The sequence below is a fragment of the Halorubrum gandharaense genome (assembly GCF_054654575.1).
In genome coordinates this window covers 1,599,242-1,623,452 of record NZ_BAAIET010000001.1, presented here as the reverse complement: position 1 = coordinate 1,623,452, position 24,211 = coordinate 1,599,242, and the positions used below count along the sequence as shown (strand labels likewise).

Annotated in this window: 20 protein-coding genes; 15 read left to right on the top strand and 5 right to left on the bottom strand. The window is 69.4% G+C overall.

The window, feature by feature from the left end:
- The first annotated feature begins 200 nt into the window (after positions 1–200).
- From samp2 to ACYQ07_RS07720, 4 genes are read left to right on the top strand one after another with little or no spacing between them, the layout of a single operon-like run.
- Entirely contained in the window at positions 201–407 is a 207-nt protein-coding gene (samp2, locus tag ACYQ07_RS07735) for a ubiquitin-like small modifier protein SAMP2 (protein ID WP_459879469.1), read from the top strand.
- On the top strand, positions 404–901 hold the full coding sequence (locus ACYQ07_RS07730) for a peroxiredoxin family protein (RefSeq protein WP_459879466.1): 498 nt from the start codon (positions 404–406) through the stop codon (positions 899–901). Before samp2 ends, ACYQ07_RS07730 begins: the two co-directional genes overlap by 4 nt.
- Positions 898–1,410, top strand: a complete 513-nt coding sequence (locus ACYQ07_RS07725) for a GNAT family N-acetyltransferase (RefSeq protein ID WP_459879463.1) — start codon at positions 898–900, stop codon at positions 1,408–1,410. Before ACYQ07_RS07730 ends, ACYQ07_RS07725 begins: the two co-directional genes overlap by 4 nt.
- A gap of 26 nt (positions 1,411–1,436) precedes the next feature.
- Positions 1,437–2,255, top strand: a complete 819-nt coding sequence (locus ACYQ07_RS07720) for a 23S rRNA (uridine(2552)-2'-O)-methyltransferase (RefSeq protein ID WP_459879461.1) — start codon at positions 1,437–1,439, stop codon at positions 2,253–2,255.
- 47 nt (positions 2,256–2,302) lie between these two features.
- Here ACYQ07_RS07720 and ACYQ07_RS07715 read toward each other — a convergent pair whose 3' ends face one another.
- Positions 2,303–3,046, bottom strand: coding sequence for a queuosine precursor transporter (locus ACYQ07_RS07715; protein WP_459879458.1), 744 nt, complete (start codon positions 3,044–3,046; stop codon positions 2,303–2,305).
- A complete protein-coding gene (locus tag ACYQ07_RS07710) occupies positions 3,039–3,233 on the bottom strand; it encodes a ribbon-helix-helix domain-containing protein (protein ID WP_459879455.1) in 195 nt (64 codons plus the stop codon). Before ACYQ07_RS07710 ends, ACYQ07_RS07715 begins: the two co-directional genes overlap by 8 nt.
- 169 nt (positions 3,234–3,402) lie before the next feature.
- On the opposite strand from ACYQ07_RS07710, the gene ACYQ07_RS07705 reads away from it, so the two are divergent.
- From ACYQ07_RS07705 to ACYQ07_RS07695, 3 genes are all read left to right on the top strand, one after another.
- Positions 3,403–4,836, top strand: coding sequence for an MmgE/PrpD family protein (locus ACYQ07_RS07705; RefSeq protein ID WP_459879453.1), 1,434 nt, complete (start codon positions 3,403–3,405; stop codon positions 4,834–4,836).
- A gap of 200 nt (positions 4,837–5,036) precedes the next feature.
- On the top strand, positions 5,037–5,627 hold the full coding sequence (locus tag ACYQ07_RS07700; RefSeq protein ID WP_459879450.1) for a 50S ribosomal protein L15e: 591 nt from the start codon (positions 5,037–5,039) through the stop codon (positions 5,625–5,627).
- A gap of 243 nt (positions 5,628–5,870) precedes the next feature.
- A complete protein-coding gene (locus tag ACYQ07_RS07695) occupies positions 5,871–6,203 on the top strand; it encodes a hypothetical protein (protein ID WP_459879448.1) in 333 nt (110 codons plus the stop codon).
- A 17-nt stretch (positions 6,204–6,220) separates the two neighbouring features.
- On the opposite strand, the gene alaS is transcribed toward ACYQ07_RS07695, so the two are convergent.
- Positions 6,221–9,025, bottom strand: coding sequence for an alanine--tRNA ligase (gene alaS, locus ACYQ07_RS07690; RefSeq protein WP_459879445.1), 2,805 nt, complete (start codon positions 9,023–9,025; stop codon positions 6,221–6,223).
- Positions 9,026–9,241: 216 nt separating this feature from the next.
- Here alaS and ACYQ07_RS07685 point away from each other — a divergent pair, with 216 nt between their 5' ends.
- A complete protein-coding gene (locus tag ACYQ07_RS07685; protein ID WP_459879442.1) occupies positions 9,242–11,185 on the top strand; it encodes an ATP-binding protein in 1,944 nt (647 codons plus the stop codon).
- Positions 11,186–11,295: 110 nt separating this feature from the next.
- Here ACYQ07_RS07685 and ACYQ07_RS07680 read toward each other — a convergent pair whose 3' ends face one another.
- Both ACYQ07_RS07680 and ACYQ07_RS07675 read right to left on the bottom strand, forming a co-directional pair.
- A complete protein-coding gene (locus tag ACYQ07_RS07680; RefSeq protein WP_459879439.1) occupies positions 11,296–11,598 on the bottom strand; it encodes a DUF8011 family protein in 303 nt (100 codons plus the stop codon).
- Positions 11,599–11,799: 201 nt separating this feature from the next.
- Positions 11,800–12,843, bottom strand: coding sequence for a threonine aldolase family protein (locus tag ACYQ07_RS07675; RefSeq protein ID WP_459879436.1), 1,044 nt, complete (start codon positions 12,841–12,843; stop codon positions 11,800–11,802).
- A gap of 143 nt (positions 12,844–12,986) precedes the next feature.
- Between ACYQ07_RS07675 and ACYQ07_RS07670 the strand changes: the two genes are divergently transcribed.
- The 7 genes from ACYQ07_RS07670 to ACYQ07_RS07640 all read left to right on the top strand — a co-directional run bounded on the left by ACYQ07_RS07670 (position 12,987) and on the right by ACYQ07_RS07640 (position 24,141).
- Entirely contained in the window at positions 12,987–14,513 is a 1,527-nt protein-coding gene (locus ACYQ07_RS07670; RefSeq protein WP_459879433.1) for a carboxypeptidase M32, read from the top strand.
- Positions 14,514–14,652: 139 nt separating this feature from the next.
- Positions 14,653–17,055: a receiver/sensor box histidine kinase gene (locus ACYQ07_RS07665; protein ID WP_459879430.1), complete on the top strand. Its 2,403-nt coding sequence runs from the start codon at positions 14,653–14,655 to the stop codon at positions 17,053–17,055.
- A 137-nt stretch (positions 17,056–17,192) separates the two neighbouring features.
- Positions 17,193–17,756 (top strand): DoxX family protein, encoded by a 564-nt coding sequence (locus ACYQ07_RS07660; protein WP_459879427.1) that lies wholly within the window; start codon positions 17,193–17,195, stop codon positions 17,754–17,756.
- Positions 17,757–18,718: 962 nt separating this feature from the next.
- Entirely contained in the window at positions 18,719–21,151 is a 2,433-nt protein-coding gene (mutL, locus tag ACYQ07_RS07655; RefSeq protein ID WP_459879423.1) for a DNA mismatch repair endonuclease MutL, read from the top strand.
- A gap of 154 nt (positions 21,152–21,305) precedes the next feature.
- Entirely contained in the window at positions 21,306–21,866 is a 561-nt protein-coding gene (locus ACYQ07_RS07650) for a type 1 glutamine amidotransferase domain-containing protein (protein ID WP_459879420.1), read from the top strand.
- A gap of 148 nt (positions 21,867–22,014) precedes the next feature.
- Complete coding sequence (gene kdgK1, locus ACYQ07_RS07645; protein ID WP_459880286.1) at positions 22,015–22,980, top strand: bifunctional 2-dehydro-3-deoxygluconokinase/2-dehydro-3-deoxygalactonokinase; 966 nt, start codon at positions 22,015–22,017, stop codon at positions 22,978–22,980.
- A gap of 81 nt (positions 22,981–23,061) precedes the next feature.
- Positions 23,062–24,141 carry a hypothetical protein gene (locus tag ACYQ07_RS07640; protein ID WP_459879418.1) on the top strand — a complete coding sequence of 360 codons (1,080 nt, stop codon included), beginning with the start codon at positions 23,062–23,064 and terminating at the stop codon, positions 24,139–24,141.
- The last annotated feature ends 70 nt before the right edge of the window (positions 24,142–24,211 follow it).

The window sequence follows — 24,211 nt, the reverse complement described above, 5'->3', positions numbered from 1 at the left end:
CAGTCCTCCCCAGCCTCGGCGGAGAGCACGCCGGCGGAACCGCACCGCTCGCCGGCGCGCTCCCGCCTCCCTCGCGCGCGTTTCTCGCGCGCGCCACGGTGGATGGTCGTGGTGGTCGGCTCCCGATCCCACGCTCACCCGCTCGCCTTCTTCCGCGGGCGGACCGAGCGATTAACCCGGCCGAGTGCCGTATCGCGGGCATGGACGTGACGGTCGAGGTGGTCGGCGGCGAGGAGCTGTCGTGTTCGGTCGCCGACGACGCGACGTACGCGGAGCTGGTTCGGGAGGCGGGCTTTCACCCGCAGGAGGCGTCGGTGCTGGTCGACGGCTCGCCCGTGCCCGGCGACCGCGAGGTGGACGCCGAGCGCGTCACCCTGCTTCGCCTGATAAAGGGTGGTGGCCGGTGAGGGGGGCGGACTCGCCGCCGCCCGCCGACCCCGACTTCACCCTGCCGAACGGGGGGCCCGGCCCCGACCCGCTGACTCTCTCGGAGCTCGACGCCGACCTCGCCGTGCTGCTGTTCCACCGCGACTACCTCTGTGGCAACTGCCGGAATCAGGCGGACGCGGTCGCCGAGCGGTTCGAGGCGTTCGAGGCGCGGAACGCGATGGTCGTCTCCGTGCTCCCCGAAACCCGCGAGCGCGCCCACCGGTGGGCCGCCGACCGGCGGAGCCCGCATCCCGTCGTGGCGGACGCCGACGGCGCGCTCGCCGAGCGCTTCGACCAGCCGACCAGCTTCGGCCCGCTCGGTCGGCGGGTGGACCTGCTCGGCCGGCACCCGATGGCGGTGCTGGTCGACTTGCGGGGTCCGCCCGAGACGCTGTGGCGCCACGCCGGCGACACCCTCGACGACCGCCCGAGCGTCGACGACCTGCTTGCGGAGCTCGACAAGTTCGCGTGAGCGACGACCCCCTTCCCTCCGCCGACCCGCCCGCAGGCGTGGTCGTCGAGCCCGCAACACCGGACGACGAACTGGACGTTCGCCGCATCCTCGACGCCGCGATGCTCGAACTCGGAAGCGTGGACCTCGGAGCCCGGATCGCGGCCGGAACCCTGTTCGTCGCGCGTGCGACGCGCGAGGAACGCCCGGACGCGGTCGCAGGCGCGCTCGTCGCAACGCGACCCGACGACGATCCCCCCCGACTGCACATCGACGCGGTCGCGGTGAGACGCGCCCGTCGCGCTCGCGGCATCGGGTCGGCGCTCGTGACCGCCGCCGTCCGCGGGGCGGCGGCTGACCCCGAAACCGACCATGTGACGGCGGAGTTCGACGCGGACCTCCGGGGGTTCTACGAGGGCCTCGGGTTCGAGATTCACGAGGAGATGCCGGACGGTGATGGTGGGGCAGCCGACGACGACCGCCTGTGGGGCGTTCACAGCCGCTCGGCCGACGGCGAGCGACGCCGATAAACGGCCGGAGCGTCTACGACAGCCAAATGGGTGGGAAAGACGAGTTCTACAATCGGGCGAAACAGCAGGGCTACCGGAGCCGTGCGTCCTATAAGCTGCAGCAGATCGATGAGGCGGAGGAGCTGTTCGAGCGCGGCGACACGGTCGTCGACCTCGGAGCCGCTCCCGGCGGGTGGCTGCAGGTCGCCGCCGAGGAGGTCGGCGAGCAGGGCACCGTCATCGGCGTCGACCTCCAGCGGATCGACGACCTCGACGACCACGACGTGGAGACGCTCCGCGGCGACATGACCGACGAGCGCACCCAGCACTACCTCGGAAAGGCAATGGGCGACGAGAAGGCCGACGTGGTCGTCTCGGACATGGCGCCGAACATGACGGGCGAGTACTCGCTGGACCACGCGCGGTCGGTCCACCTCGCGCGGCAGGCGTTCGAGGTCGCCGAGGAGTTCCTCGCGCCCGGCGGCCACTTCGTCGTGAAGGTGTTCCAGGGCGAGGACCTCCACGACTTCCGTGAGGAGGTGAGCGAGCACTTCGAGTACGTGCGGGCGATGTCGCCGGAGGCCTCCCGCGACGCCTCCAGCGAGGTGTTCCTCGTCGGGAAAGGGCGCATCACGGCGCCCGTCGAGGAGGGCGACCGCCTCACCGTCGAGATCGAACACGAGGGTGACGAGGGCGACGGCATCGCGTATCTGGAGGGCTACTCGCTGTTCGTCCCCGGCGCCGAGGCCGGCGACACCGTCGAGGTCGTCGTCGACGACCTCAAGCCGAAGTTCGGCTTCGCGGAGCTGGTCGACGACGAGGACGAAAACGACGGCGAACGCGGCGGCGACAGCGACGACGGGTAGCGCCGTTTAAAAGTGCGCCGGTGACGTCCTCCGCTCCCGCCTCTTTTTCAGTCGTTCCGCACCCATCCGACGATCAGGTAGACGACGGGTGTGTCGACCACGGCGATCAGCAGCTTCAGGAGATACTGGCCGACGATCAGCGCGAGGATCTCCCCGGCCGGGAGCGCGAAGCCGATCCCGAACACCGTGGGCGCGACCGCGAATGCGACGCCGACGAAGACGATGGTGTCGAGCGCCTGGCTCACACTCGTCGAGACGACGTTCCGGAGCCACAGCCGCTTTCCGTCGGTGTACTCGCGAATTCGGTGAAACGCCACCACGTCGAAGTTCTGGCTCAGCAGGTACGCCAGCAGGCTCCCGGCCACGATGTTGGCGGTCGGCGAGAGCGCGGCGGCGAACGTGTCGGCGAACTCGGGGTCGGCGCCGGGCGCCCACAGCGCCGAGGCGAGCAGCCCGAGCATCACGAAGTTCATCGCGAACGCCACGTTCACCATCACCTGCGCGGCTCGCTTGCCGAACAGCTCCGCGTAGCAGTCGGACGCGAGGAACGTGACGGCGTAGGCGACGGCCCCGCCGGGGAGGATGAGGGCGGCGCCGACCGCCGGCAGCTCGAACGGCAGCGGGAGCGCCAGCAGCTTCGCGGCGACCAACTGCGCGGTCACCAGCGCCGTGACGAACAGCGCGGCCAGCCCGATTCGGGCGATCTCGGCGCGCGCGAGCGGGTCGTCGGGACCGAGCGCAGCGGGTGCGGTACCTCCGGCGTCTCCGCCCTTTGAGGCCGCTTCACTCATCCGTGCCGTCCGTCCCGTCGTCCTCCAGCCGACCGTGACGCTCGTCGATCTCGTCGAGGATGTCGAGGTTTTTCCGGATCGACGCGCGCACGGCGTCGCTGCGGTTGACGTACTTGCCGTCGTCGCCGACGTGCTCGTCGAGGTCCGCCAGCAGCTCGCCGGGGATCTCCACGCTTATCTTGGGCATACACGGGTATTCTTCAAGGATTACTTAAATCCCCTCCGAGACGCCGAACAGGCGCTCGGCGAGCGCCCTGCGCCGCGTCCGAGCACCACCCATCACCCGCCTCCCGCAGACCACACCCCAACCTCGCCGCGACGCCAACACTGATTTGTGTGCCCGTGACAGGGCGGGTATGGGAGAGACCACTCGTCGCCTCGCGGAACACGCGCTCTGTACCACGGGAGAGCGCCCGGAGCTACCACAACACCTGCTCGACTTTCTCGCCGTCGCCGTGGGCGGTGCCGGGGGTGCCGAGTCCACGCCGGCGGTGCTCGGCGGCGTTCGTGAGCTTGCGGGAGCGGCGGGAACGACGGAAGCCTCGTCCGTTGCCGATGAGGGAGCGGACGACGACGGCCTCGCCACCGTGATCCCGACCGGCGAGCGGCTCGCGCCGGCGGACGCCGCGCTCGCGAACGGGACGCTCGCACACAGTCTGGACTTCGACGACACCCATCTCGCCTCCTCGCTGCATCCCGCGGCGCCCGTGATCCCCGCGGCCCTCGCCGTCGCGGAGTCGACGGGCGCCTCGACCGGCGAGTTCCTCGACGCGGTCGCGGCCGGCTACGACGTGGCCTGCACGATGGGGATGCTCGTCAACCCGGACGCCCACTACGGCCGCGGGTTCCACATCACCGCCACCTGCGGCACGTTCGGGGCGACCGCGGCGGCGGCCGTCGTCCGCGGACTCACCGTCGCGGAGCTGGTCGACGCGTTCGGGATCAACGGCTCGCAGGCGGCCGGCAGCCTCCAGTTTCTGGAGAACGGCGCGTGGAACAAGCGGCTCCACCCCGGGCTCGCCGCTCGCCGGGCAGTGGAGGCGACCGCGCTCGCGGCCGCCGGCTTCCGCGGCGCTGCTGATCCGATCGAGGGCGAGTACGGCTTCCTCGCGAGCTACACCGACGACCCGAACTTCGACGCGCTCGACCGGTTAGAGGCGGACGCCGTCGCGGCGACCGGACTCAAGCCGTATCCCTGCTGTCGCTACCTCCACGCCGCGATCGACGGGTTGCTCGATATCGTCGAAGACCACGGCGACACCTTTGACTCGGACGAGATCGACGCCGTCGACGTGCGGATCCCCGCGGCCGGCGTCCGGCTCACCGGCGACCCGATCGCGGCGAAGCGTCGCCCCGAGAACTTCGTCGACTGCCAGTTCTCCGGGCCGTTCGCCGCCGCGCTCGCGTTGACCGAAGGCGAGGCCGGCGCGGAGCCGTTCCTCCGGGGCGCCGGCCGGCTGGACGCGCCGCCGCTGTTCGAGGATCCTGCGTTTCAGAGCGTCATGGACGCCGTCGACGTGGGTACCGACGAGTCGGTGCAAGCGCGGTTCCCCGACGAGTGGACCGCTCGCGTCGTCGTCGAGGTCGCCGGCGAGCGCTCCGAGCGGTTCGTGGAGGCGCCCCTTGGCGAGCCCGAGAAGCCGATGTCGTACGGCGACACCGTCTCGAAGGCGCGCGGGCTCGCCCGCGTGAGCGACGGTCGGATCGACATCGACCGCCTCGGCGAGATCTGCTGTTCGCCCGAGAACCACGCGATCGCGGAGATCATCGACGCCGCGACGTGGGCGTAGGGTGGTGAGATGCCGATTGCGACCAGTTCGCACGCGCTCGCTGGAACGAGCCGTTTAAGGGCGACCGCCGTGAAAATCGGGTAACTCGCTGGTACGGACGTCCAGCGGGCACTCGCCGCCGGGTCGGCGTCGGTCGCCCCGGGACGAGACGAAATGTGGCCGCTCGTCGGCTGAATCGCAAACGTCCGTGGACACAACCCATGGCACGAAGTTTCTACTCGCACATCAAGGAGGCATGGCGGTCCCCCGACGAGGGGAAGCTCGCGGAGCTGCAGTGGCAGCGAAAACAGGACTGGCGCAACGAGGGCGCCATCGAGCGCATCGAGCGCCCCACCCGTCTCGACAAGGCCCGCGAGCTGGGCTACAAGGCGAAGCAGGGCGTCATCGTTGCCCGCGTGAGCGTCCGCAAGGGTGGCTCGCGCAAGCAGCGACACAAGGCCGGTCGCCGGTCGAAGCGGCAGGGTGTCAACCGGCTCTCGCGCCGCAAGTCGATCCAGCGCATCGCGGAGGAGCGCGCCTCGCGGAAGTACCGCAACCTGCGCGTGCTCAACTCCTACTGGGTCGGTGAGGACGGCTCCCAGAAGTGGCACGAGGTCATTCTCGTGGACCCCAACCACCCCGCCATCGAGAACGACGACGACCTCAACTGGATCTGCTCGGACGACCACAAGGGTCGCGCGTTCCGTGGGCTCACCTCGGCCGGCACCAAGGGCCGCGGTCAGCGCAAGCGCGGCAAGGGCACGGAGAAGACCCGCCCCTCGATCGGCGGCGACCGCCGTCGCGGCAAGTAAGCCGCACCCCGACTTCTCTCGTTTATCAGTTGCGTAGCGGCAGCGCTGACCGCTTATAAGAGACTACGATGCGGTGGCGCGCCCGGCGAGCGCCCAGCGGGCGCAAGCCGGCGCGCGAGGGAGGTCGGCGGCGGCCGCGGCGGTGCGGTCCCGCGGCCGCCGCCGGCCGAGGCTGGGGAGGCGTGAGGGCGGATGCGGTGCTGTGCGGGGTGGGACTCAAAGGGGCAGCCGGCGAGGGCGACGGTGGACGAAGTAAGCACTGCAGCGAACGCAGTGAGCGAAGCGCGCAGCGAGTGTCCCGCGAGCAGCGCGAGCGGGACGACGGAAGTCGCAGCCGGCGAGCGCAGCGAGCCGGACCGTCTTCCGGAACCCCCGAGTCGTCGCCGGCTGGGGCTTTGGGAGGTGTTCGCCGTCGTGCTCACTCCCGCAACGATGCCAACCACTTATAAGGTGCCGGCAGGGACTTTGAAGCCGTTCTCCGTGGTCGTCGTCGCTCCGATTCACTCAATCGCTTATAAGGAGTCGCCGGAGACGTCGAAGGCGTTCGCCGTCGCGCTCACCGCTCAACTCGCTTAAAAGCCTCTAACCCCCGCTTATACGTCCTGCACCTGTCGCAGCACGTCGACGGCGTCCTCCAGCGTCTCGTCGAGCGCGTCGGCGTTCGGGCCGCCGCCCTGTGCGAAGTCCGGGGGGCCGCCGCCCCCGCCGCCGACGCGGGCGGCGAGCTCGGAGACGACCTGGCCGGCGTTGATCCCGACGTCGTCGGGGACGCCGACGACGAAGCTGGCGGAGTCGCCGGCGCCGCTGCCGATGACGGCGACCTTCCCGTCCTCGACGTGGGCGTTGGCGGTCGCGCGGAGCTGGTCGGCGTCGCCGTCGAGCCGCTGGACGACGACGGTGATGCCGTCGAGGTCGACCTCCTCGGCGTCGGCGCCGCCGGACGCGCGGGCCTCGGCTAGCTGTTCGGTCAGATCCTCGATCTCCTTGCCTCGCGCCTTCCACTCCTCGAAGAAGCGCTCGGCGGTGTCGGGCACGTCCTGCGGGTCCACGTCGAGCACGTCGGCGGCGTCGTACAGCGCGTCCTCCGTGCGCTGGGTGGACTCGACGGCGGCGTCACCGGCGGCGAAGACGATCCGCTCGACGCCGTCCTGAACGGGCTCCGTCTTCAGCACCTTGATCGCGCCGATGTCGCCGGTGCGCTCGACGTGGGTGCCGGCACACGCCTGCACGTCGGCGTCACCGACGTGAATGAGCCGGACGTTGGTGCCCGGCGGCACGCCGCCCTGATAGAGGTCGAAGCCGTGTTCGGCCTCGGCCTCGTGGCGGTGGGGCCACTCCTGACGAACGGCGACGTTGTCGCGCACGAGCTCGTTGGCGACGCGTTCGATCTCCTTGACCTCCTCGCGGGTGATCCGCTCGAAGTGGCGCACGTCGAGCCGGGAGGAGTCGAGCCCCTTCTGGGCGCCGGCCTGCCGAACGTGGTCGCCGAGCACCTCGCGGGCCGCGTGGCCGATCAGGTGCGTGGCGGTGTGGTGGGCCATCAGCCGATTGCGGCGCTCGCCGTCGACCTGCCCGCGCACGAACTCGCCTTTGCCGGGGTCCGCGTCGGTTCGGTGGAGCACGACGCCGTCGACCTCCCGCACGTCGGTCACCTCGACGGTCGTCTCGCCCGCGGTGAGCTGACCGCGGTCGGCGGGCTGGCCCCCACCCTCGGGGTAGAACATCGTCTGGTCGAGCACCACGTCGTACATCCCTTTCGTTCCGTCCTCCGTTTCCCCCGCCTCTCCGCGGTCAAGCACGTCGAGGACGACGGCCTCGAACTCCGTTCGGTCCTGGTCGTCGTAGTAGAGCTTCTCCGTCTCCGGAAGGTCGTCGAGCCGCTCGTCGACAACGTCGGCGGTGTCCTCGCCGCCCTCCTCGTGTTCCTGCGCGACGAGCGCGTAGAAGTCGTCGGGGACGTCGACGGTCGCGCCGCGGTCGGCGGCGATCTCCTCGACCATGTCCGGCTGGATGCCGTGGGACTCGTACAGCTCGATGAGCGTCTCGACGGGGATCGGCTCGTCGGTGCCGGCGTACTCGTCAGCGAGCTGTTCGACCTTGCGACGGCCACGCTCCAGCGTCTTGCGGTACTTTCGCTCCTCGACGCGGACGATCTCGCGGATCGTGTCGCGGTTCTCGTAGCCGAGCCGCTCGGCCTGCATGTCGACGAGCTCGTCGAGCGGCGCGTCGATCCCCACGTCGTCGACCAGCCGCTTGGTGCGGCGGAGCACCATCCGCGCGAGGTAGCCCGTGCCGACGTTCGAGGGGACGATCCCGTCGCCGAACATGTACGCCAGCGTGCGCGAGTGGTCGGCGACCGCGTAGATGCTCTCCAGCGGCTCCACCAGCTCGCGGAGCTCCTCGACGTCGACGCCGAGCTTCTCGGCGATGTCGCCGCGGGCGGCCTCCACGTCGTCCACGTCGTCGATGTCGAGTCGGCCGGAGAGCTTGGCGGCGCGGTGGATCAGCTCCCGTTCCTCCTCGGTGTGCTCGATGCCGGCGTTTTCCTTTAGGAAGTCGATGGCCTCGGGATACACCGCCTCGTACACCGTGGCGGTCCCCTGGCTCATCCACGTCCATCGCTCCAGCCCGTAGCCGGTGTCGACGATGTACGTGTCCATGAACGAGTACGTGTTGCCGTCCTTCATCTCGTACTCGCCGTCGGGGTCCTGCTCCATGCACATGAAGACGAGCGTGGCGAGCTCGGCGCCCTTGTAGATGACCTCGATGGCGGGACCGGCGTTGCCGCCGCCGACCCACGGGTCCTCGATGTAGGTGATCTCCGAGAGGTCGGCGCCGAGACTCTCGAACAGCTTGTCGCAGTACTCGACCGTCTCGTCCTTCCAGTACACCTCGCCCTCGTAAGCGTACTCCTTCTCGGCGTCCTCACGCGTGTTGAACGCGTGGTGGGCCATCATCTCGAACGCCATCGTGTGTCGGCCCGTCTTGCCGACGTTGTCGATGTCCTGCATTCGGATGCAGGGCTGTGAGATGGTGAGAGGGTTCGCCGGCGGGGGCGTCTCCCCGGAGGTGACGAGCGGCTGGAAGTCGTAGATCGACGCCTGCGTCAACAGCACGTCGTCGCGCCAGCGGTTGGCGGCGACCGGGTACGGGTCGATCCGGGTGTGGCCGTGCTCCTCGAAGAAGGAGAGGAACTCCTCGCGCATCTCCGTGAGGGAGTACGACTCCGGGAAGCCGGGGTCGTCGATGAAGCTGTAGTCCGCACACGGCGGCTCGCCACACAGTTCGCGGTCGGCGTCGCGCGTCCAGAAGTGCACGCCGCAGTCGGGGCACTCCTTCCGGACGAACCCCTCCTCCTCAAAGTAGTCGAGGCGGTACTCCGCTTCGAGATCGCTCATTACCACGTTGTGGTCCGTATTCGTCTAAAAGGGTTCCGGGCCGTCCTCGCACGTTCGCGCCAGCGTCGTGCGGGGCGGTTGCGCGTCGTGCGTCGGCGAGGTGCCGGCGTCCTCTCGGGATCCACTCCCGCGGACGTCGACCGACTCCCACCGTTGATTCCCGCACCGAAATCGTTATGTTCGCCGTCCGCCACTAACATCCAACTCGTGGGGAACGTGCACTCGGACCGAACAGCCGTCGTACTCGCGTCCGCCGGCGGATCGGCCGACGGGCTGTTCTCGATGGTCGACACGGCGGATCCAGCCACCGTACTCAACGTCGATCACGCGATGCTCGTCGACCCACACGACGAGGAAACGGACGTGGGCGACGCTGCCGCGCTCGTGGTCGTCGACCTCGCCGGCGTCGACCGCGTCGCAACCAGCGACGCCGGCGTTCCGGTCGTCGCACTGGTCGACGACCCTGCCGGCCCGGTCGCCACCGCACCCGTCGTCGACGCCGTCGCCACGGAACCCGGTGCGGTCGGCGCGCAGATCCGCTGGCTTCACAGCCGTTCGTCGGAACCGACTCGGGACGAGCCTCGTACCGACCCGGCCCGCATCGAGCGGCTCCACGCGGGCGCCGCGCGGCTGGCGAGCGCGCACTCGGCGGAGGAGGCGTACCACACCGCCATCGGCATCGCCGAGGAGGTGTTCTCGTTTCACCACTGCACCATCGGCGTCGTCGACGGGGAGTGGGTGGAGCCGGTCGCCAGCTCCTCGGGGTTGACGCTCGACGACTGCAACCGGGTCCGGATGGGAGCGGGTGTCGCCGGCAAGACGGTGGCCAGCGGCGACTCCCATCTGTTGACCGACCTCGACCACGACCAGTATTCGGCGTCGATCGCCGTCCCGGTCGGCAGCGACGCCGTGTTTCAGGCGGTTGCGACCGACGCGGACGCGTTCGCCGACGCCGACCTCGAACTGGCCGAACTGCTCGCCTCCCATCTGGAGGAGACGCTCGCCCGTCTCCGTGCCGACGAGGAACTCCGGACGGAACACGGCCGGCTGGTCGCGCTGTTCGAGAACGTCCCGGACGCCGCCGTCGAGTACGACTACGTCGACGGCGACCCCATCGTCCGCCGGGTGAACTCCGCGTTCGAGACGGTGTTCGGCTACGACGCCGAGACGGTCGTCGGCGAGTCCGTCGACGACTACATCGTCCCGCCCGCCGAGGCGGCGATCGAGGAGGCCGACGAGCTCAACCGCAAGCTCCAGGCGGGCGAGAACGTCCGCCGGGAGGTAACCCGCCGCACGGCCGACGGCAACCGCCACTTCATCCTCCACGTGATTCCGCTCCAGCTGGAGGCGGAGAACCTCTCGGGGTACGCCATCTACACCGACGTGACGGAACGGCGCGAGCGGGAGGCGGCGCTCCGCCGGCAGAACGAGCAGCTCGACGAGTTCTCCTCCATCGTCTCCCACGACCTCCGGAACCCCCTGTCCGTCGCGAAGGGGTACGCCAACCTCGCCCGCGAAACGGAGGACTTCGAACACCTCGACCGCGTCGACGCCGCGCTCGACCGGATGGACGAGCTGGTCTCCGACCTGCTCGCGCTGGCCCGGGAGGGTCGCGTCGTGGGGGACACGGAGACCGTCTCGCTGGCGGACCTCGCCCGCGAGGCGTGGGCGAGCGTCGACACGGGGGGCGCCGAGCTCCGCGTCGAGCACGACCGGACGCTGGAGGCCGACCCCAACCGGCTGCGCGAGCTGCTGGAGAACCTCTTTCGGAACTCGGTGGAGCACGGTTCGACGAGCAGCCGGGCGAAGCCCGGCGACAGCGTGGAGCACGGCTCCACGAGCAACCGGACGGAGTCCGGCGACGGCGACACGATGCCGCCGGGGAGTCGGGACGCCACCCCCGAGCCGCTGACCGTCACCGTCGGCGCCACGGAGTTCCGGTCGGACGGCTCGGCCGGGTTCTACGTCGAGGACGACGGCGCGGGATTCTCCGGGGAGGACGCCGAGCGGGTGTTCGAGAGCGGCTACACCACCAGCGAGGACGGGACGGGACTCGGGCTCGCGATCAGCCGCCATATCGCGGACGCCCACGGGTGGGGTGTCCGGGCGATGGCCGGCGAATCCGGCGGCGCCCGATTCGAGTTCCAGACTGACGGATAAACGGCGATACGGTAATCCGGAAAACGGGGTCTATTTAAACCTCATTCTTCAGATGTGTTTTTTGCTTGGAACGACTGGTCGATGAGACTTGCGTATTGAGCATAGTTCCCCTACCGTGGGCCGAGAATTACTTCAGGAGCGAAGATAGTGAGGCTGATTAGACCGAGTAACAGGAGAATCGCGGTAAGACGCAATCCTCCTGCCATCCGTTTTCGTTCTGTCGGAAGGGACTCAGCGAATCCAGACAGAGCAAATGCGACCGCCATAATGAGCGAACTGATGGAGGAGCCATCGTGTATAATGTCGAAGTAGACGTAGATACTCAGCATAGCGAGTGAACCAGCAAACATTACGAACGCGTTCAGTCCGCCAGCGGGTTCACTGAAGACAACGTCTTCGATCTTGGAGGGCATTGACCAGCAGTTCACTTGCTAATGTAAATAGGTGTAGCATAATGGAAGTTGCTCAGAATCTGATTTTTCTGGAGTACGGAACAATACGTATGTCCCCTGTATAGACCGCAACCGGGTCGGAACTTGTCACCTGCTGAGGATTTCAACGGAGCCGAAAAACGGTAACTCGACGACCCGACAACTCGCCGGCCCGCCAACTCCTTAGCGCGGCTCGTCCAGCACGTCCGTGATCCGGTCGAGTGCCGTCTCCACGTCCGCCTCGCTCACGCCGAGGTGGGTCGTAAAGCGGGTCGTGTACTCCGCGAACTCGACGGCGCCGACGTTCGCGTCCGCACAGGCGTCCACGAGGTCGCCGGCCGGCACGCCGGCGTCCTCGGTGTCGACGACGACGATGTTCGTGTCGGGCGCCGGCGCGCTGGCGCCCGCGAGCGCGTCGAGCCCCGCGGCGAGGCGCGCGGCGTTGGCGTGGTCGTCGGCGAGGCGGTCGACGTTCTCCAGCGCGAGGAGGCCGGGGGCGGCGATCATCCCGGCCTGGCGCATCCCCCCGCCCAGCAGTTTGCGGGATCGACGGGCCGACTCGATGAACGATTCCGAGCCGGCGAGCATCGAGCCGACGGGGGCGCCGAGCCCCTTCGAGAGACAGAACATCACGCTGTCGGCATGCTCGACGAGGTCGGGTGCGGGCGTGTCGAGCGCGACGCTCGCATTAAAGAGGCGGGCGCCGTCGATGTGGACCGGCACGCCGGCCTCGTGGGCCGCCTCGGCGGCCGCGTCGATCCGCGATTTGGGCACCGCGACGCCGCCGCGGTAGTTGTGGGTGTTCTCCAGCGCCAGCAGGCCGGTTCCGGGTCGGTGAAGGTCCTCTCCAACCAGCCCCTCACGGACCTGCTCGGGCGTCGGACAGCAGGACTCGCCGGCGTCGACCGTGCGGGTCTGGACGCCCGCGAGCTGGGCGGCGCCGCCGAGCTCCCAGCGGTAGATGTGTGCCTCCCGTTCGAGCAGCAGCTCGTTGCCGGGCTCGGTGTGGGTGCGGACCGCGAGCAGGTTCCCCATCGTGCCGGAGGGGACGTAGAGGGCAGCTTCCTTGCCGACCGCCTCGGCGGCGCGGCGTTCGAGCTCGTTGACGGTCGGGTCGTCGCCGTACACGTCGTCGCCCACCTCGGCGCTCGCCGCGGCGTCGCGCATCGCGTCCGAGGGTTGGGTGACGGTGTCCGAGCGAAGGTCGATGAAGTCGTCGTCGGTCATCTTGAACGGGGGTACCCGCGCCGGGCTGAAATAGCTCGCGTTCGGGGCGCGTTCGTCCGTCGCCCGAGCGACGACCAGCGCGGTCGCCGGCGGTCGCCGTCCGCGGTCGGCGGCTTCTTAAGGCGGGCGGCGTCAGGTGCGATATGGCAACGGAAGCCACGGAAGACGCCGAAACGGACGCGCCGGACGCGTACGAGGCCCTCCTCGACCGCGCGCGCCGCTGGAACACCGTCGGTAGCGCCGCGGGCGTATTGGGCTGGGACCAGCAGGTGATGATGCCCGAGGGCGGCACTCCCGCCCGCTCGAAACAGCTCTCGACGCTGTCGTCGATCAAACACGACATGGTCACCGACGCGGAGACCGGCGATCTGCTCGACGAACTCGCCGACGCGGATCTCACGGACGAGCAGGCCGCCGTCGTCCGCGAGATCCGTCGGGAGTACGAGCGCGCCGACGCCGTCCCCGTCGAGCTGGTCGAGGAGATCTCCGAGACGAGCACGGAGGCGCTCGGCGCCTGGGAGGAGGCGAAAGCCGAGGACGACTTCGAGACGTTCGCGCCGTATCTGGAGAAACACGTCGAGCTCAAGCGGGAGTACGCCGAGCGGATCGACCCCGACCGCGACCCCTACGAGGTGCTCTTCGAGGAGTACGAGCCGTGCCTCTCCATCGAGCGCGCCGAGGCGATCCTCGAGGAGCTCCGCGAGACGCTCGTCCCCATGATCGACGCGATCCGCGAGTCGGACGAGGAGCTCGCCGTCGACACCTTCGAGGGAACGTTCCCCGAAGACCAGCAGGAGGAGCTCTCCCGAGAGATTCTCGAACTGCTCGACTACGACTTCGACCGCGGCCGGCTCGACGTTTCCTCACACCCGTTCACCGCCGGCAACCAGTTCGACTGTCGGGTGACCACCCGGTTCGACGAGTCCGACCCGCTCGGCGCCGTCGGCTCCACCATCCACGAGTACGGGCACGCACAGTACAACCTCGGGCTCCCGCAGGAGGAGTGGGGGACGCCCCTCGGAGAATCGCGTGACCTCTCGGTCCACGAGTCGCAGTCGCGGCTGTGGGAGAACCACGTCGGGCGCAGCCGGCCGTTCTGGGAGCTGTTCCTCCCGACGTTTCAGGAGCACTTCCCGAGCACCGAGGCGGCGACCGTCGAGGACGCCTACGAGGCTGTCAACCAGGTGTACGAGGACAACCTGATCCGCGTGGAGGCCGACGAGCTCACCTACCATCTTCACATCATCGTTCGATTCGAGATCGAGCGCGACCTCGTGCGCGGCGAGCTCGACGTCGAGGACGTGCCCGAGACGTGGAACGACAAGTACGAGGAGTATCTCGGCATCCGCCCGGAGACGGACAGCGAGGGCTGTCTGCAGGACATCCACTGGAGCCACGGCAACTTCGGCTACTTCCCCACCTACTCGCTCGGCTCCGTGATGGCCGCCCAGCTCTACGAGGCCGCCGACGCGGAGATCGACGACCTCGACGGCCATATCGCCGACGGCGACTTCGACCCGCTCCACGACTGGCTCGCCGAGAACGTCCACCGGCACGGCTCCCGGTACGAGACGAACGAGCTGGTGAAGCGCGCGACGGGCGACGACTTCTCGGCGGACGCGTTCACCGCCTACGTCGAGGAGAAGTACGGCGCGCTGTACGAGTTGTAACCGGACCCACGAAACTTCCTCCGCATCCGCCAACTCCCCTCGCACCCGCCAGCGACTCCCCGCGCGCCCGTCTTTCGGTCACTTTTGACGGAAAATCCCCGACCCAAACCGTTTTGCCTGCTGGTTGATACCCATCCACATGAACGAACCCGTCCGAGTGCTCCACGTGGACGACGACCCCGAGGTCACGACGCTCGTATCGGCGTTCCTCGAGCGCGAGGAGCCGTCGATGTCGGTCGTCGCGGCGTCGAGCGCCGCCGACGGGCTCGACGTCCTCGCGGACGAGCCGGTCGACTGCGTCGTCTCGGACCACGAGATGCCGGGGATGGACGGGATCGCGTTTCTCGAGGTCGTTCGGGAGCGACACGGCGACCTCCCGTTCATCCTGTTCACCGGGCGAGGGTCCGAGGAGGTCGCCGGCGACGCCGTCTCCAGCGGCGTCACGGACTACCTCCGGAAGGGGGGCGGCGCGGACAAGTACGCGCTCCTCGCGAACCGGATCGAGAAGGCCGTCGAGAGCCACCGGTCCCGCCGCGAGCTTGCCCGGCAGCGCGACCGGCTTTTGCTGTTTTTCGAGCGGTCGCCGCTCGGCGCGATCGAGTGGGACGACTCGTTCCGGGTTGTGCGGATGAACGACCGAGCCGAGCGAATCCTCGGCTACACGGAGGACGAGCTTCGTGGGAAGTCGTGGACGGAGCTCGTCCCGGCGGACGAACGTCCCCGGGTTGAGGACACCGTCGAGGCGCTGCTCGACGCGGAGGACGCGACGCAGCTGGTCAACGCCGTCCGGCGGGACGACGGCGAGCGTATCGTCTGTGAGTGGCACAATCGCGCGCTGACCGAGGACGGCGAGACCGTCGCCGTGTTCTCGAAGTTCCAGGACGTGACCGAGCGGGTGACCCGTGACCGGAAGCTCGACCGCCTCCGGGAGTACTCCAGGGATCTGATGCTGACGCGGACCGTGCAAGAAACCGCGGAGATCGCGGTGGCGGCCGCGGACGAGGCGATCGGGGCGCCGCTGACTGGGCTCCATCTGGTACAGGAGGATGAGGACCGGATCGCACCTGGTGCCGTCGCGGACTCCGTCGGCGAGGCGTTCGACGAGCCGCCGAGCTACGAGCGCGGCGCGCCGCCGGGGTCGCGCGCGGCGCTCGTCTGGGACGTGTTCGAGACGGGCGACCGGATCCGGCTCGACGACGTGGCGGCGAGCGACGAGATCACCGAGGAGACGCCCGCCGGAAGCGTCATCGTCCATCCCGTCGGGGAGCACGGCGTCTTCATCATCTCCGCGCCGGCGGCGCACGCCTTCACCGACACGGACGACGCGCTGGCGGATATTCTGACCCGGACGCTCACCGCCGCACTCGACCGAATCGAGCGGGACCGGGAGCGGCTAGAGCGCGAGCGTCGACTGGAGCGTCTCCACCGGGCGACCCGGGACCTTCTGGTGGAGCGAACTCCCTCGTCGGTCGCCGAGCGCGCCGTCGCGGCCGCGGAGGAGATCCTCGGCTTCTCCATCGTGCTGGTGCGGCTGTACGATCCGGACGTCGGCGGACTGGTTCCGGTGGCGGAGAGCGGCCCCGTCGACGATCTGCTCCCCGAGCGGTCGCCGTTCATGCCGTCGGGGAACAGCCTCAACTGGCGGGCCTACGAGGCCGGAGAGACCCGCGTGTACGACGACATTCACGGACAGGACGACGCCGTCGACGCCGGCACGCCGCTGCGAAGCCTGCTGATCCTCCCGCTTGGCGACCACGGCACCATCTCCGTCGGCGGCACGGAACCGGGTGCGTTCGACGAGACGGAGGTGTCGCTGGCCGGGATCCTCGCGACCGCCGTCGAGACCGCCCTCGACGCCGCCGAGCGCGAGCGCGAGCTCCGCCAGCAGCGGGACGAGCTCGCCGACCGGAACCAGCGGCTGGAGCGGTTCGCCGATGTGGTGAGTCACGACCTCCGAAACCCGCTCGGGGTCGCCCGCGGGCGGCTCGAACTCGCTCGGGCGGACGGGGACGGTGCCCACCTCGAAGCCGTCGAGCGTGCACACGACCGCATGGAGTCGCTGATCGACGACCTCCTGTCGCTCTCGCTCGCCGGCGAGACGATCGACGACGTCGAACCGGTCGCGCTCCGTGCGGTGGCCGAGAGCGCCTGGGAGCACGTCGAGACCGACGGCGCGACGCTCCGCGTCCACACCGACCGGTCGGTGGAGGCCGACCCGGGTCGACTCCGCCAGCTGTTCGAGAACCTGTTTCGGAACGCCGTGGAACACGGCGTCCCTGACACGGCCGCTGGAGCCGACCCCTCCATCGCCGTCGTGATCGGCGACTGCCCCGCGGTCGAGGGGTTCTACGTCGAGGACGACGGCCGCGGAATTCCCGAAGCGGACCGGGGGCGGGTGTTCGACACCGGCGTCTCCACCACGGCGAACGGAACGGGATTCGGACTCTCGATCGTCCGCGAGATCGCGGAGGCGCACGGGTGGCAGGTCGATGTCACGGCGGGTGATGCGGGCGGCGCCCGATTCGAGATCCGGTTCGAGTAGCAGGGGGTCGGCGCCCGTCACCCTCCATTTAAAGGACTGAACTATCCAGACGATCCGGGGTCGAATTCTCCGTAATGTGGAACCTGCGCCCCCTTATACCACCGTTCACCGCATACGTGCAACTGGAGGGAAACCCAATGTCCACAACGACTCCAAACCGGTTCGGCGGAACGTTCGGCGGTATCACGCTGGAAGGTGAAGCCCACACGCTTTCGGGGCTGTTCATCGTCGCGCTCCGGGCGATGATGGGCGGGATGATGCTGTTCGCGGGGCTCGGCAAGTTCGCGTTCGTCTCGGGCGAGGCGTTCGACGCGGCGGGCTACCTCGCGAACGTCGACGCCGCGAGTCCCGTCTCGGGCATCTACGGCGCGATGGCCGGGAGCGCGGCGCTGATGGAGGTCGTCAACGCCGTCGTCCCGGTCACGCAGGTGCTGATCGGCGTCGCGCTCATCGCCGGGGCGTTCGTCCGGCTGGCCGCGCTCGGCGGCGCCGCCCAGATGACGATGTTCTACCTCGGCGGCTGGGAGGGTGACGTGCTGGCGGCGTTCGACTCGACCATCGTCTACGCGGTCGTGTTCGCCACGCTCGCGGCGTTCGGCGCCGGGCGCGTCCTCGGCGTGGACGCCTACATCGAGCGGCTCCAGGTCGGCGGCGAGGCGCTCATCGAGCGCTTCCCCGCGCTCCGGTACGTCCTCGGCTGAGGCCGGGGGCGTTCCGCCGACCGACGCCGGAACTCGGTACTCGGCGCTCGCCGGCGCTCGCCGGCGGTCACGACCGCGGCACTCCGCCGGCGGTCACGACCGCGGCACTCCGCCGGCGGGAGGGGGCCGGCGGCCGACGGTTTTTGCTGCCCGTTTTCACGGCCTTTTGAGCCTTTTCTGAAGCCCTTTTGAGGGCTTTGGCGCTGTTGAACGCCGTATCAGGTGACAGGTCCCGACCCAGACTCGGCCTACACAGAGTGCTTGCTGATCGATGCCGGGAGTAGGTGTGTCAGGTGAGTGGGTGCGGCGTTTATAAGTGGGATGTCGATGGGGTTGTCGGTCGTTTATAAGCAGTGTTTGGCCGGTGAGTCGCTGGGGCGACGCTGGTGAGGACCGCCGGCAAAGCCCCAGCCAGCTCCGGTCGAGGGTTCCGGAAGGCGGTCCGGCTCGCTGCTCACGGCTTCGCCGTTCGCTATCGAGAGCTCCCTCCGGTCGCTCTCGCATTGCTCGCGGGCTGCGACTTCCGTCGTCCCGCTCGCAGGCTCGCGGGACCCTCGCTGCGCGCTCAAAAGGCCTCTCGGCACCACCCGGCCTTTTGAGTGCTTACGTCGGCCGTCTTCCCGGAGCTGGCTGCCCCTTTGAGTCCCGCCCCGCACAGCACAACACCGCGCCTCACGCCTCCCCAACCTCGTCGTCGCCTGCGGCGACGACTCCCTCGCGCGCCGACGAGCGCCCGCTGGGCGCTCGCCGGGCGCGCCACCGCACCGCACGTCTGTTTATAAGGCATGCGTCACCCCCTCTCTCGACTGTTTATATACTACCTCGCCAGCGGCGAACTGCAACACCTACTCCCGACATCGACCAACAAGCAATTCCCAGCGACCGACTGTTCACCGACAGTCCACCGACGCTCGCCCGCGCCAACGGGTTCAAGTGCGCGCTCCGCCCACCGTCTCACAGCAATGGAGACGCCGGAGATCGAACGGCTGGACGAGCGCACGATACAGCGGATCGCGGCCGGAGAGGTCGTCGAGCGGCCGGCGTCGGTCGTCAAGGAGCTGGTCGAGAACAGCCTCGACGCGGGCGCCGAGCGCGTCTCCGTCTCGGTCGACGCCGGCGGCACCGAGGGGATCCGCGTGCGTGATGACGGCGTCGGGATCCCGCCGGAGCAGCTGGAGGCGGCGGTCGCGGAGCACGCCACCTCGAAGATCGGCTCGATCGAGGACCTCGACGCGGGCGTCGGCACCCTCGGCTTCCGCGGCGAGGCGCTGTACACGGTCGGCGCGGTGTCGCGACTCACCGTTCGCTCGCGCCCGCCGGGTGCGGAGGCCGGCGCGGAGATCACCGTCGACGGTGGCGATGTGGGGGAAGTCCGACCGGCCGGCTGCCCGGAAGGGACGACCGTCGAGGTCGACGACCTCTTTTTCAACACCCCCGCACGCAAGAAGTTCCTCAAACGGGAGACGACGGAGTTCGACCACGTGAACACGGTCGTCACCAGCTACGCGCTCGCGAACCCGGACGTGGCGGTGTCGCTGGAGCACAACGGGCGCGAGACGTTCGCCACCGAGGGGAACGGCGACCTGCGCTCGGCGGTGCTCGCCGTCTACGGCCGGGAAGTCGCGGAGTCGATGGTCGACGTGTCCTGGGGGTCGACGGACCCGGCCAGCCCCGTCGAGCGCGTTCACGGCGTCGTCTCGCATCCGGAGACCACCCGGGCGAGTCGCGACTACCTCGCGACGTACGTCAACGAGCGGTACGTGACGGCGAGCGTCCTGCGCGAGGCCGTCATCGACGCCTACGGCGGCCAGCTCGCGCCCGACCGCTACCCCTTCGCGGTGCTGTTCGTCGAGGTGCCCGCGGGCAGCGTGGACGTAAACGTCCACCCGCGGAAGCTGGAGGTGCGCTTCGACGAGGAGCGCGCGGTCAAGTCCACCGTCGAGGACGCCGTGGAGGCCGCGCTGCTCGACCACGGCCTGATCCGGTCGACGGCGCCCCGCGGTCGCTCCGCCCCGGACGAGACGGCAGTGTCCCCCGAGGCACCCGACGGCGAGGCGGTCGGCGGCGCCGGTACCGCCCACGAGCGCGCCGGGGTCGGGAACCGGGATGCGGGTGGAGGGTCGGACGGCGGGGGATCGGACGGTGGGGATTCGGACGACGGAGAGCCTGCCACGACCACCGCCGCGGAGCTGGACCCCGACGACGAGGACGCGTGGACGGTCGGCGGGCTCGGCGGCGATGCGGGTGATGGCGCAGCGGCGGATTCTCCCCGATTCGGGAATGCCGAGGAGTCGGGGTCGGGATCGGGCGAGGACGACGACGGCGAGCTCCCCGGCCACTCGACTGCCCGAACCGGCACCGAACGCCCCTCCCCGCGGGAGTGGCAGTCGGACGTGGACGCCGCCGACGCGGACAGCGGAGCGGAGCCCGACGACGCGGAATCCGACTCCCCGGCCGACGCGCTTCCGGAATCGGGATTCGCCCCCACAGATGATGAGGAGGCCGAGCGCAGCGAGTACGGGAGCGACGAGGGCGAGAGTGGCGAGGACGATGTGACTGCCGAGGAGCCGGCGGGCACGTTCTCGGCGGATTCCCAGCCGGCCGCGGATCGGTCGTCCACCGGTTCGGCGTCCGCTGGTTCGTCGTCGGCCGACGCGTCGCCCACCGAGGAGCCGTCGACCGGATCACCCTCGGACTCCGTGCCGTCCACCCGGGCCCCGACCGCAACCAGCCAGCGAACGCTCGGCGGCGACGCGACGGACGCCGAGCGCGCGTTCGACTCGCTGCCCTCGCTTCGGGTGCTGGGCCAGCTTCACGACACGTACGTCGTCGCGGAGGCACCCGACGGGCTGGTGTTGGTCGACCAGCACGCCGCCGACGAGCGCGTCAACTACGAGCGCCTCAAGCGGACGTTCGCCGACGGCGCCGACGCGCAGGCGCTCGCTTCTCCCGTCACCGTCGAGCTGACCGCTCGCGAAGCGGCGCTGTTCGAGGCGTTCGTCGACGACCTCCGCGAGCTCGGGTTTCGCGCGGAGCGCGCGGGCGAGCGCGAGGTGGTGGTGAAGGCGGTTCCCGCAGTGTTTGACGCCGCGCTTGACCCCGAACTCCTCCGGGACGTGCTCTCGGCGTTCGTCGGCGACGCCGCCGACGGGAGCGAGCCGGTCGAGGACGTGGTCGACGAGCTACTGGCCGACCTCGCCTGCTACCCCTCCGTGACGGGGAACACCTCGCTCACCGAGGGGAGCGTCGTCGACCTGCTGGCGGCGCTCGACGACTGCGAGAACCCCTACGCCTGCCCGCACGGCCGCCCCGTCGTCATCGCGTTCGACCGCGCCGACATCGAGGACCGCTTCGAGCGCGACTACCCCGGTCACGCCGGCCGGCGCGCCGAGTAGCAGCGTCTCTGCGGGGGTGGGGGACACGCCGGCGAAGGAGGGGTTTGTGATCGACTCTCATATCCGTCAGTGACATCTTTTGGTTTCAACAAGTGGCTAAATGACAAGTAGAATAAGTTTCTTTACGAATCGCCTCCATACTCTCTCCCGAGCCATGAAGGGGCTCATCATCACCACCGACGGATACGAGGACAGTGAGTTCAACTATCCGTACTACCGCCTGCAGGAGGCGGGCTTCGAGGTCTCGGTCGCGACTCCCGAGGGTCGCACGGTCGAGGGCAAGCATGGCTACACCGCCGAGGCCGACCGGTCGCTGGATGAGCAGGATCCCGAGTGGTTCGCCGAGGAGTTCGACCTGCTCGTGATCCCCGGCGGCGACGCGCCGGAGCGGCTCCGGACCGAGGCGCCGGCGGCGACCGAGATCGTCTCGGCGTTCGACGAGCGCGAACAGCCGATCGCCGCCATCTGCCACGGCCCGCAGCTGCTGATCAGCGCGGACGTCATCGAGGACCGCGAGATCGCAGCCTACGAGACCCTCGCGGTCGACGTGGAGAACGCCGGCGCGACGTTCCTCGACGAGCCGACCGTCGTCGACGACCACCTCATCACCGCCCGCGTCCCCGACGACCTGCCGTGGTTCATCGAGGCGACGTTCGAGTGGTTCGCCGACGCCGGCTTCGACGTCGAGGCCGAAGCCGATCCGGCACGCGTCTAACCGCCTTCGTACGGAGCGGCGTCCCTCGCCGGCGGATGCCGCGATTCCCCCGTTATCTCCGTTCACGTGACGCCTCCGCCCGTCAACCTCCCCCTCTTTTGTATCGTCCGGGTGAGGAGGGATGTATGCAGACCACGGACACTGCGGGGTGGCTCCCGTGACGGACCTCGTGACGTTCGGCGAGACGATGCTCCGGCTCTCCCCGCCGCGGGGCGAGCGGCTGGAGACGGCGCGCTCGCTCGACGCGCAGGCGGGCGGCGCGGAGAGCAACGTCGCGGTCGGCGCGGCGCGGCTCGGCGCGGACGCCGTCTGGCTCTCGAAGCTCCCGGACTCCCCGCTCGGCCGGCGGGTCGTCGGCGAACTCCGGAGCCACGGCGTCCGGACGGGCGTCTCGTGGGCGGACCCCGACGACACCCGGCTCGGCACCTACTACCTCGAACAGGGCGGCGATCCGCGCGGCACGAACGTGCTCTACGACCGCGACAACGCCGCGATCACGACGGTCTCCTCGGAGGAGCTGCCGACTGGCGTCTTCGAGGAGGCCGAGCGGTTCCACACCACCGGCATCACGCCGGCGCTCTCTGAGGCGGCCGCCGAGACGACCCGCGACCTGCTCCACGCCGCGGGCGCCGCGGGCGTCACCCGGTCGTTCGACCTCAACTACCGCGCGAAGCTGTGGGACCCGGAGACCGCACGGGCGGCCTTCGAGGACCTGTTCGCGTACATCGACGTGCTGTTCATCCCACGACGGGACGCTCGCGAGGTGCTCGGTCGCGAGGGTGAGGCCGTGGAGATCGCCCACGGGCTCGCCGCCGAGTTCGACTTCGAGTCGGTGATCGTTACCCGTGGCGAGGAGGGGGCGGTCGCGCTGCGCGACGACGAGGTGTACGAGCAGGGCGTCTTCGAGGCGGATACCCACGACGCGATCGGCACGGGTGATGCCTTCGTCGCTGGCTTCCTCGCGAAACGGCTCGCCGGCGGCGATCCGGCCGAGGCCCTAGAGTGGGCGTCGGCGACCGCCGCGCTCAAACGGACGATCGACGGCGACCTCGCCGTCGTCACACCTGCGGAGGTCGAGGCGACGATCGACGGCGCGGACGACATCGACCGGTAAGCTCCGTCACTTCCGGTCGCCGACCGACGCCACACCCCCCCGGCCCCAAACCCCTTTTACGCCCGCTCCGTTGGTTCGACGATGCGGAATCACACACTCTTGCTTGCGGTGTTCGTCGTCGCCGTCGGGCTCGCGGTGCCCGCGATCGCGGTCGGCGCCGCGCCACACGACGACGGCACGTACGAGGGAACGTACGCGAGCTTCGAGGTCGTCGACGACGGGATCGCCGACTACACGGTACAGGATGAGACCCTGTTCCCCAGTGTGTCGGTCGCCGCCGGCGAACCCGTCGATGACGTGAGCGAGATCGACGTCGACCGCTCTCCGATGGAGGTGACGAACCACGCCGAGTCGCGGATCGACCTCGCGACCGACGACGGCGCGGAGGCGTACACCTACGACAACGAGCGCGGCCATCTCGTGGTCCACGCCGCCGAGGAGCGCACGCACGTCCAGGTCGAGGTGAACGAGATCACCGGCGTCACCACCGAGGGCGACCTCGCGCTGGTGCAGGCCGGCGAGCAGACCGGCAGCTTCGTGATCGCCGGCCAGAGCGACGGCGAAGTCGGCGTGAACGACGACGGCGAGGTCGTCGCCGACCTCGCGGAGGGTGACCGGCTCGTCTTCCGCTCGCACGGTCCCGTCCGTGACGCCGAGGACGAGGCCAGCGAGCGGCTGATCTCGCAGGGGATCGCCGCCGGCGAGGCGTACATCCACGAGCGGGAGGGCGAACTCGCCGTCGACGTGATCGAGTACCGCGACGACGTCGACGTTGAGGCGCCGCAGGCGGACGACGGCTACCTCGAGGTCGCCGTCACGGGCGTCGACGATGGCGGTGCCGTGGTCGTCGAACCGGCCGCCGACGTGATCGACGACCCCGACCAAACCGAGGTTCGGGTGAGCGACGTGCCCGCCGAAGAAGTCGACTCCTACGGTGACCTGATCGACGCGGCGGGCGAGGAGCCCGCCTACGTCGTCGACGACCCGACCGTCTCCGCGGCGGACACGGCGTTCGTCGTCGCGATGGAGGGCTCCGAGCGTGAGGTCATCGAGTTCGACCGCACGTCGAGTCTGCTTGAGGTGCCCGGCTTCGGCATCGTCGCCGGCCTGGTCGCGCTCGTCGTCGCGACGCTTGCGGCCGCGCGGACGCGCCGGCGGTAGGGCGCTACCCGTTTTTCTCCCGCCGCGTTCGTCCGTTCTCCCTGCCGGCGTGAGCAACCCTTAGTAGGCG

What these genes read in the sequence shown, in the direction of transcription:
- ACYQ07_RS07700 (WP_459879450.1), top strand. Translation starts at nt 5,037, where the DNA reads ATGGCACGAAGTTTCTACTCGCACATCAAGGAGGCATGGCGGTCCCCC.
- mutL (WP_459879423.1), top strand. Translation starts at nt 18,719, where the DNA reads ATGGAGACGCCGGAGATCGAACGGCTGGACGAGCGCACGATACAGCGG.
- ACYQ07_RS07670 (WP_459879433.1), top strand. Translation starts at nt 12,987, where the DNA reads ATGGCAACGGAAGCCACGGAAGACGCCGAAACGGACGCGCCGGACGCG.
- ACYQ07_RS07665 (WP_459879430.1), top strand. Translation starts at nt 14,653, where the DNA reads ATGAACGAACCCGTCCGAGTGCTCCACGTGGACGACGACCCCGAGGTC.
- ACYQ07_RS07715 (WP_459879458.1), bottom strand. Translation starts at nt 3,046, where the DNA reads ATGAGTGAAGCGGCCTCAAAGGGCGGAGACGCCGGAGGTACCGCACCC.
- ACYQ07_RS07710 (WP_459879455.1), bottom strand. Translation starts at nt 3,233, where the DNA reads ATGCCCAAGATAAGCGTGGAGATCCCCGGCGAGCTGCTGGCGGACCTC.
- ACYQ07_RS07720 (WP_459879461.1), top strand. Translation starts at nt 1,437, where the DNA reads ATGGGTGGGAAAGACGAGTTCTACAATCGGGCGAAACAGCAGGGCTAC.
- ACYQ07_RS07660 (WP_459879427.1), top strand. Translation starts at nt 17,193, where the DNA reads ATGTCCACAACGACTCCAAACCGGTTCGGCGGAACGTTCGGCGGTATC.
- ACYQ07_RS07680 (WP_459879439.1), bottom strand. Translation starts at nt 11,598, where the DNA reads ATGCCCTCCAAGATCGAAGACGTTGTCTTCAGTGAACCCGCTGGCGGA.
- ACYQ07_RS07640 (WP_459879418.1), top strand. Translation starts at nt 23,062, where the DNA reads ATGCGGAATCACACACTCTTGCTTGCGGTGTTCGTCGTCGCCGTCGGG.
- ACYQ07_RS07675 (WP_459879436.1), bottom strand. Translation starts at nt 12,843, where the DNA reads ATGACCGACGACGACTTCATCGACCTTCGCTCGGACACCGTCACCCAA.
- ACYQ07_RS07705 (WP_459879453.1), top strand. Translation starts at nt 3,403, where the DNA reads ATGGGAGAGACCACTCGTCGCCTCGCGGAACACGCGCTCTGTACCACG.
- alaS (WP_459879445.1), bottom strand. Translation starts at nt 9,025, where the DNA reads ATGAGCGATCTCGAAGCGGAGTACCGCCTCGACTACTTTGAGGAGGAG.
- samp2 (WP_459879469.1), top strand. Translation starts at nt 201, where the DNA reads ATGGACGTGACGGTCGAGGTGGTCGGCGGCGAGGAGCTGTCGTGTTCG.
- ACYQ07_RS07650 (WP_459879420.1), top strand. Translation starts at nt 21,306, where the DNA reads ATGAAGGGGCTCATCATCACCACCGACGGATACGAGGACAGTGAGTTC.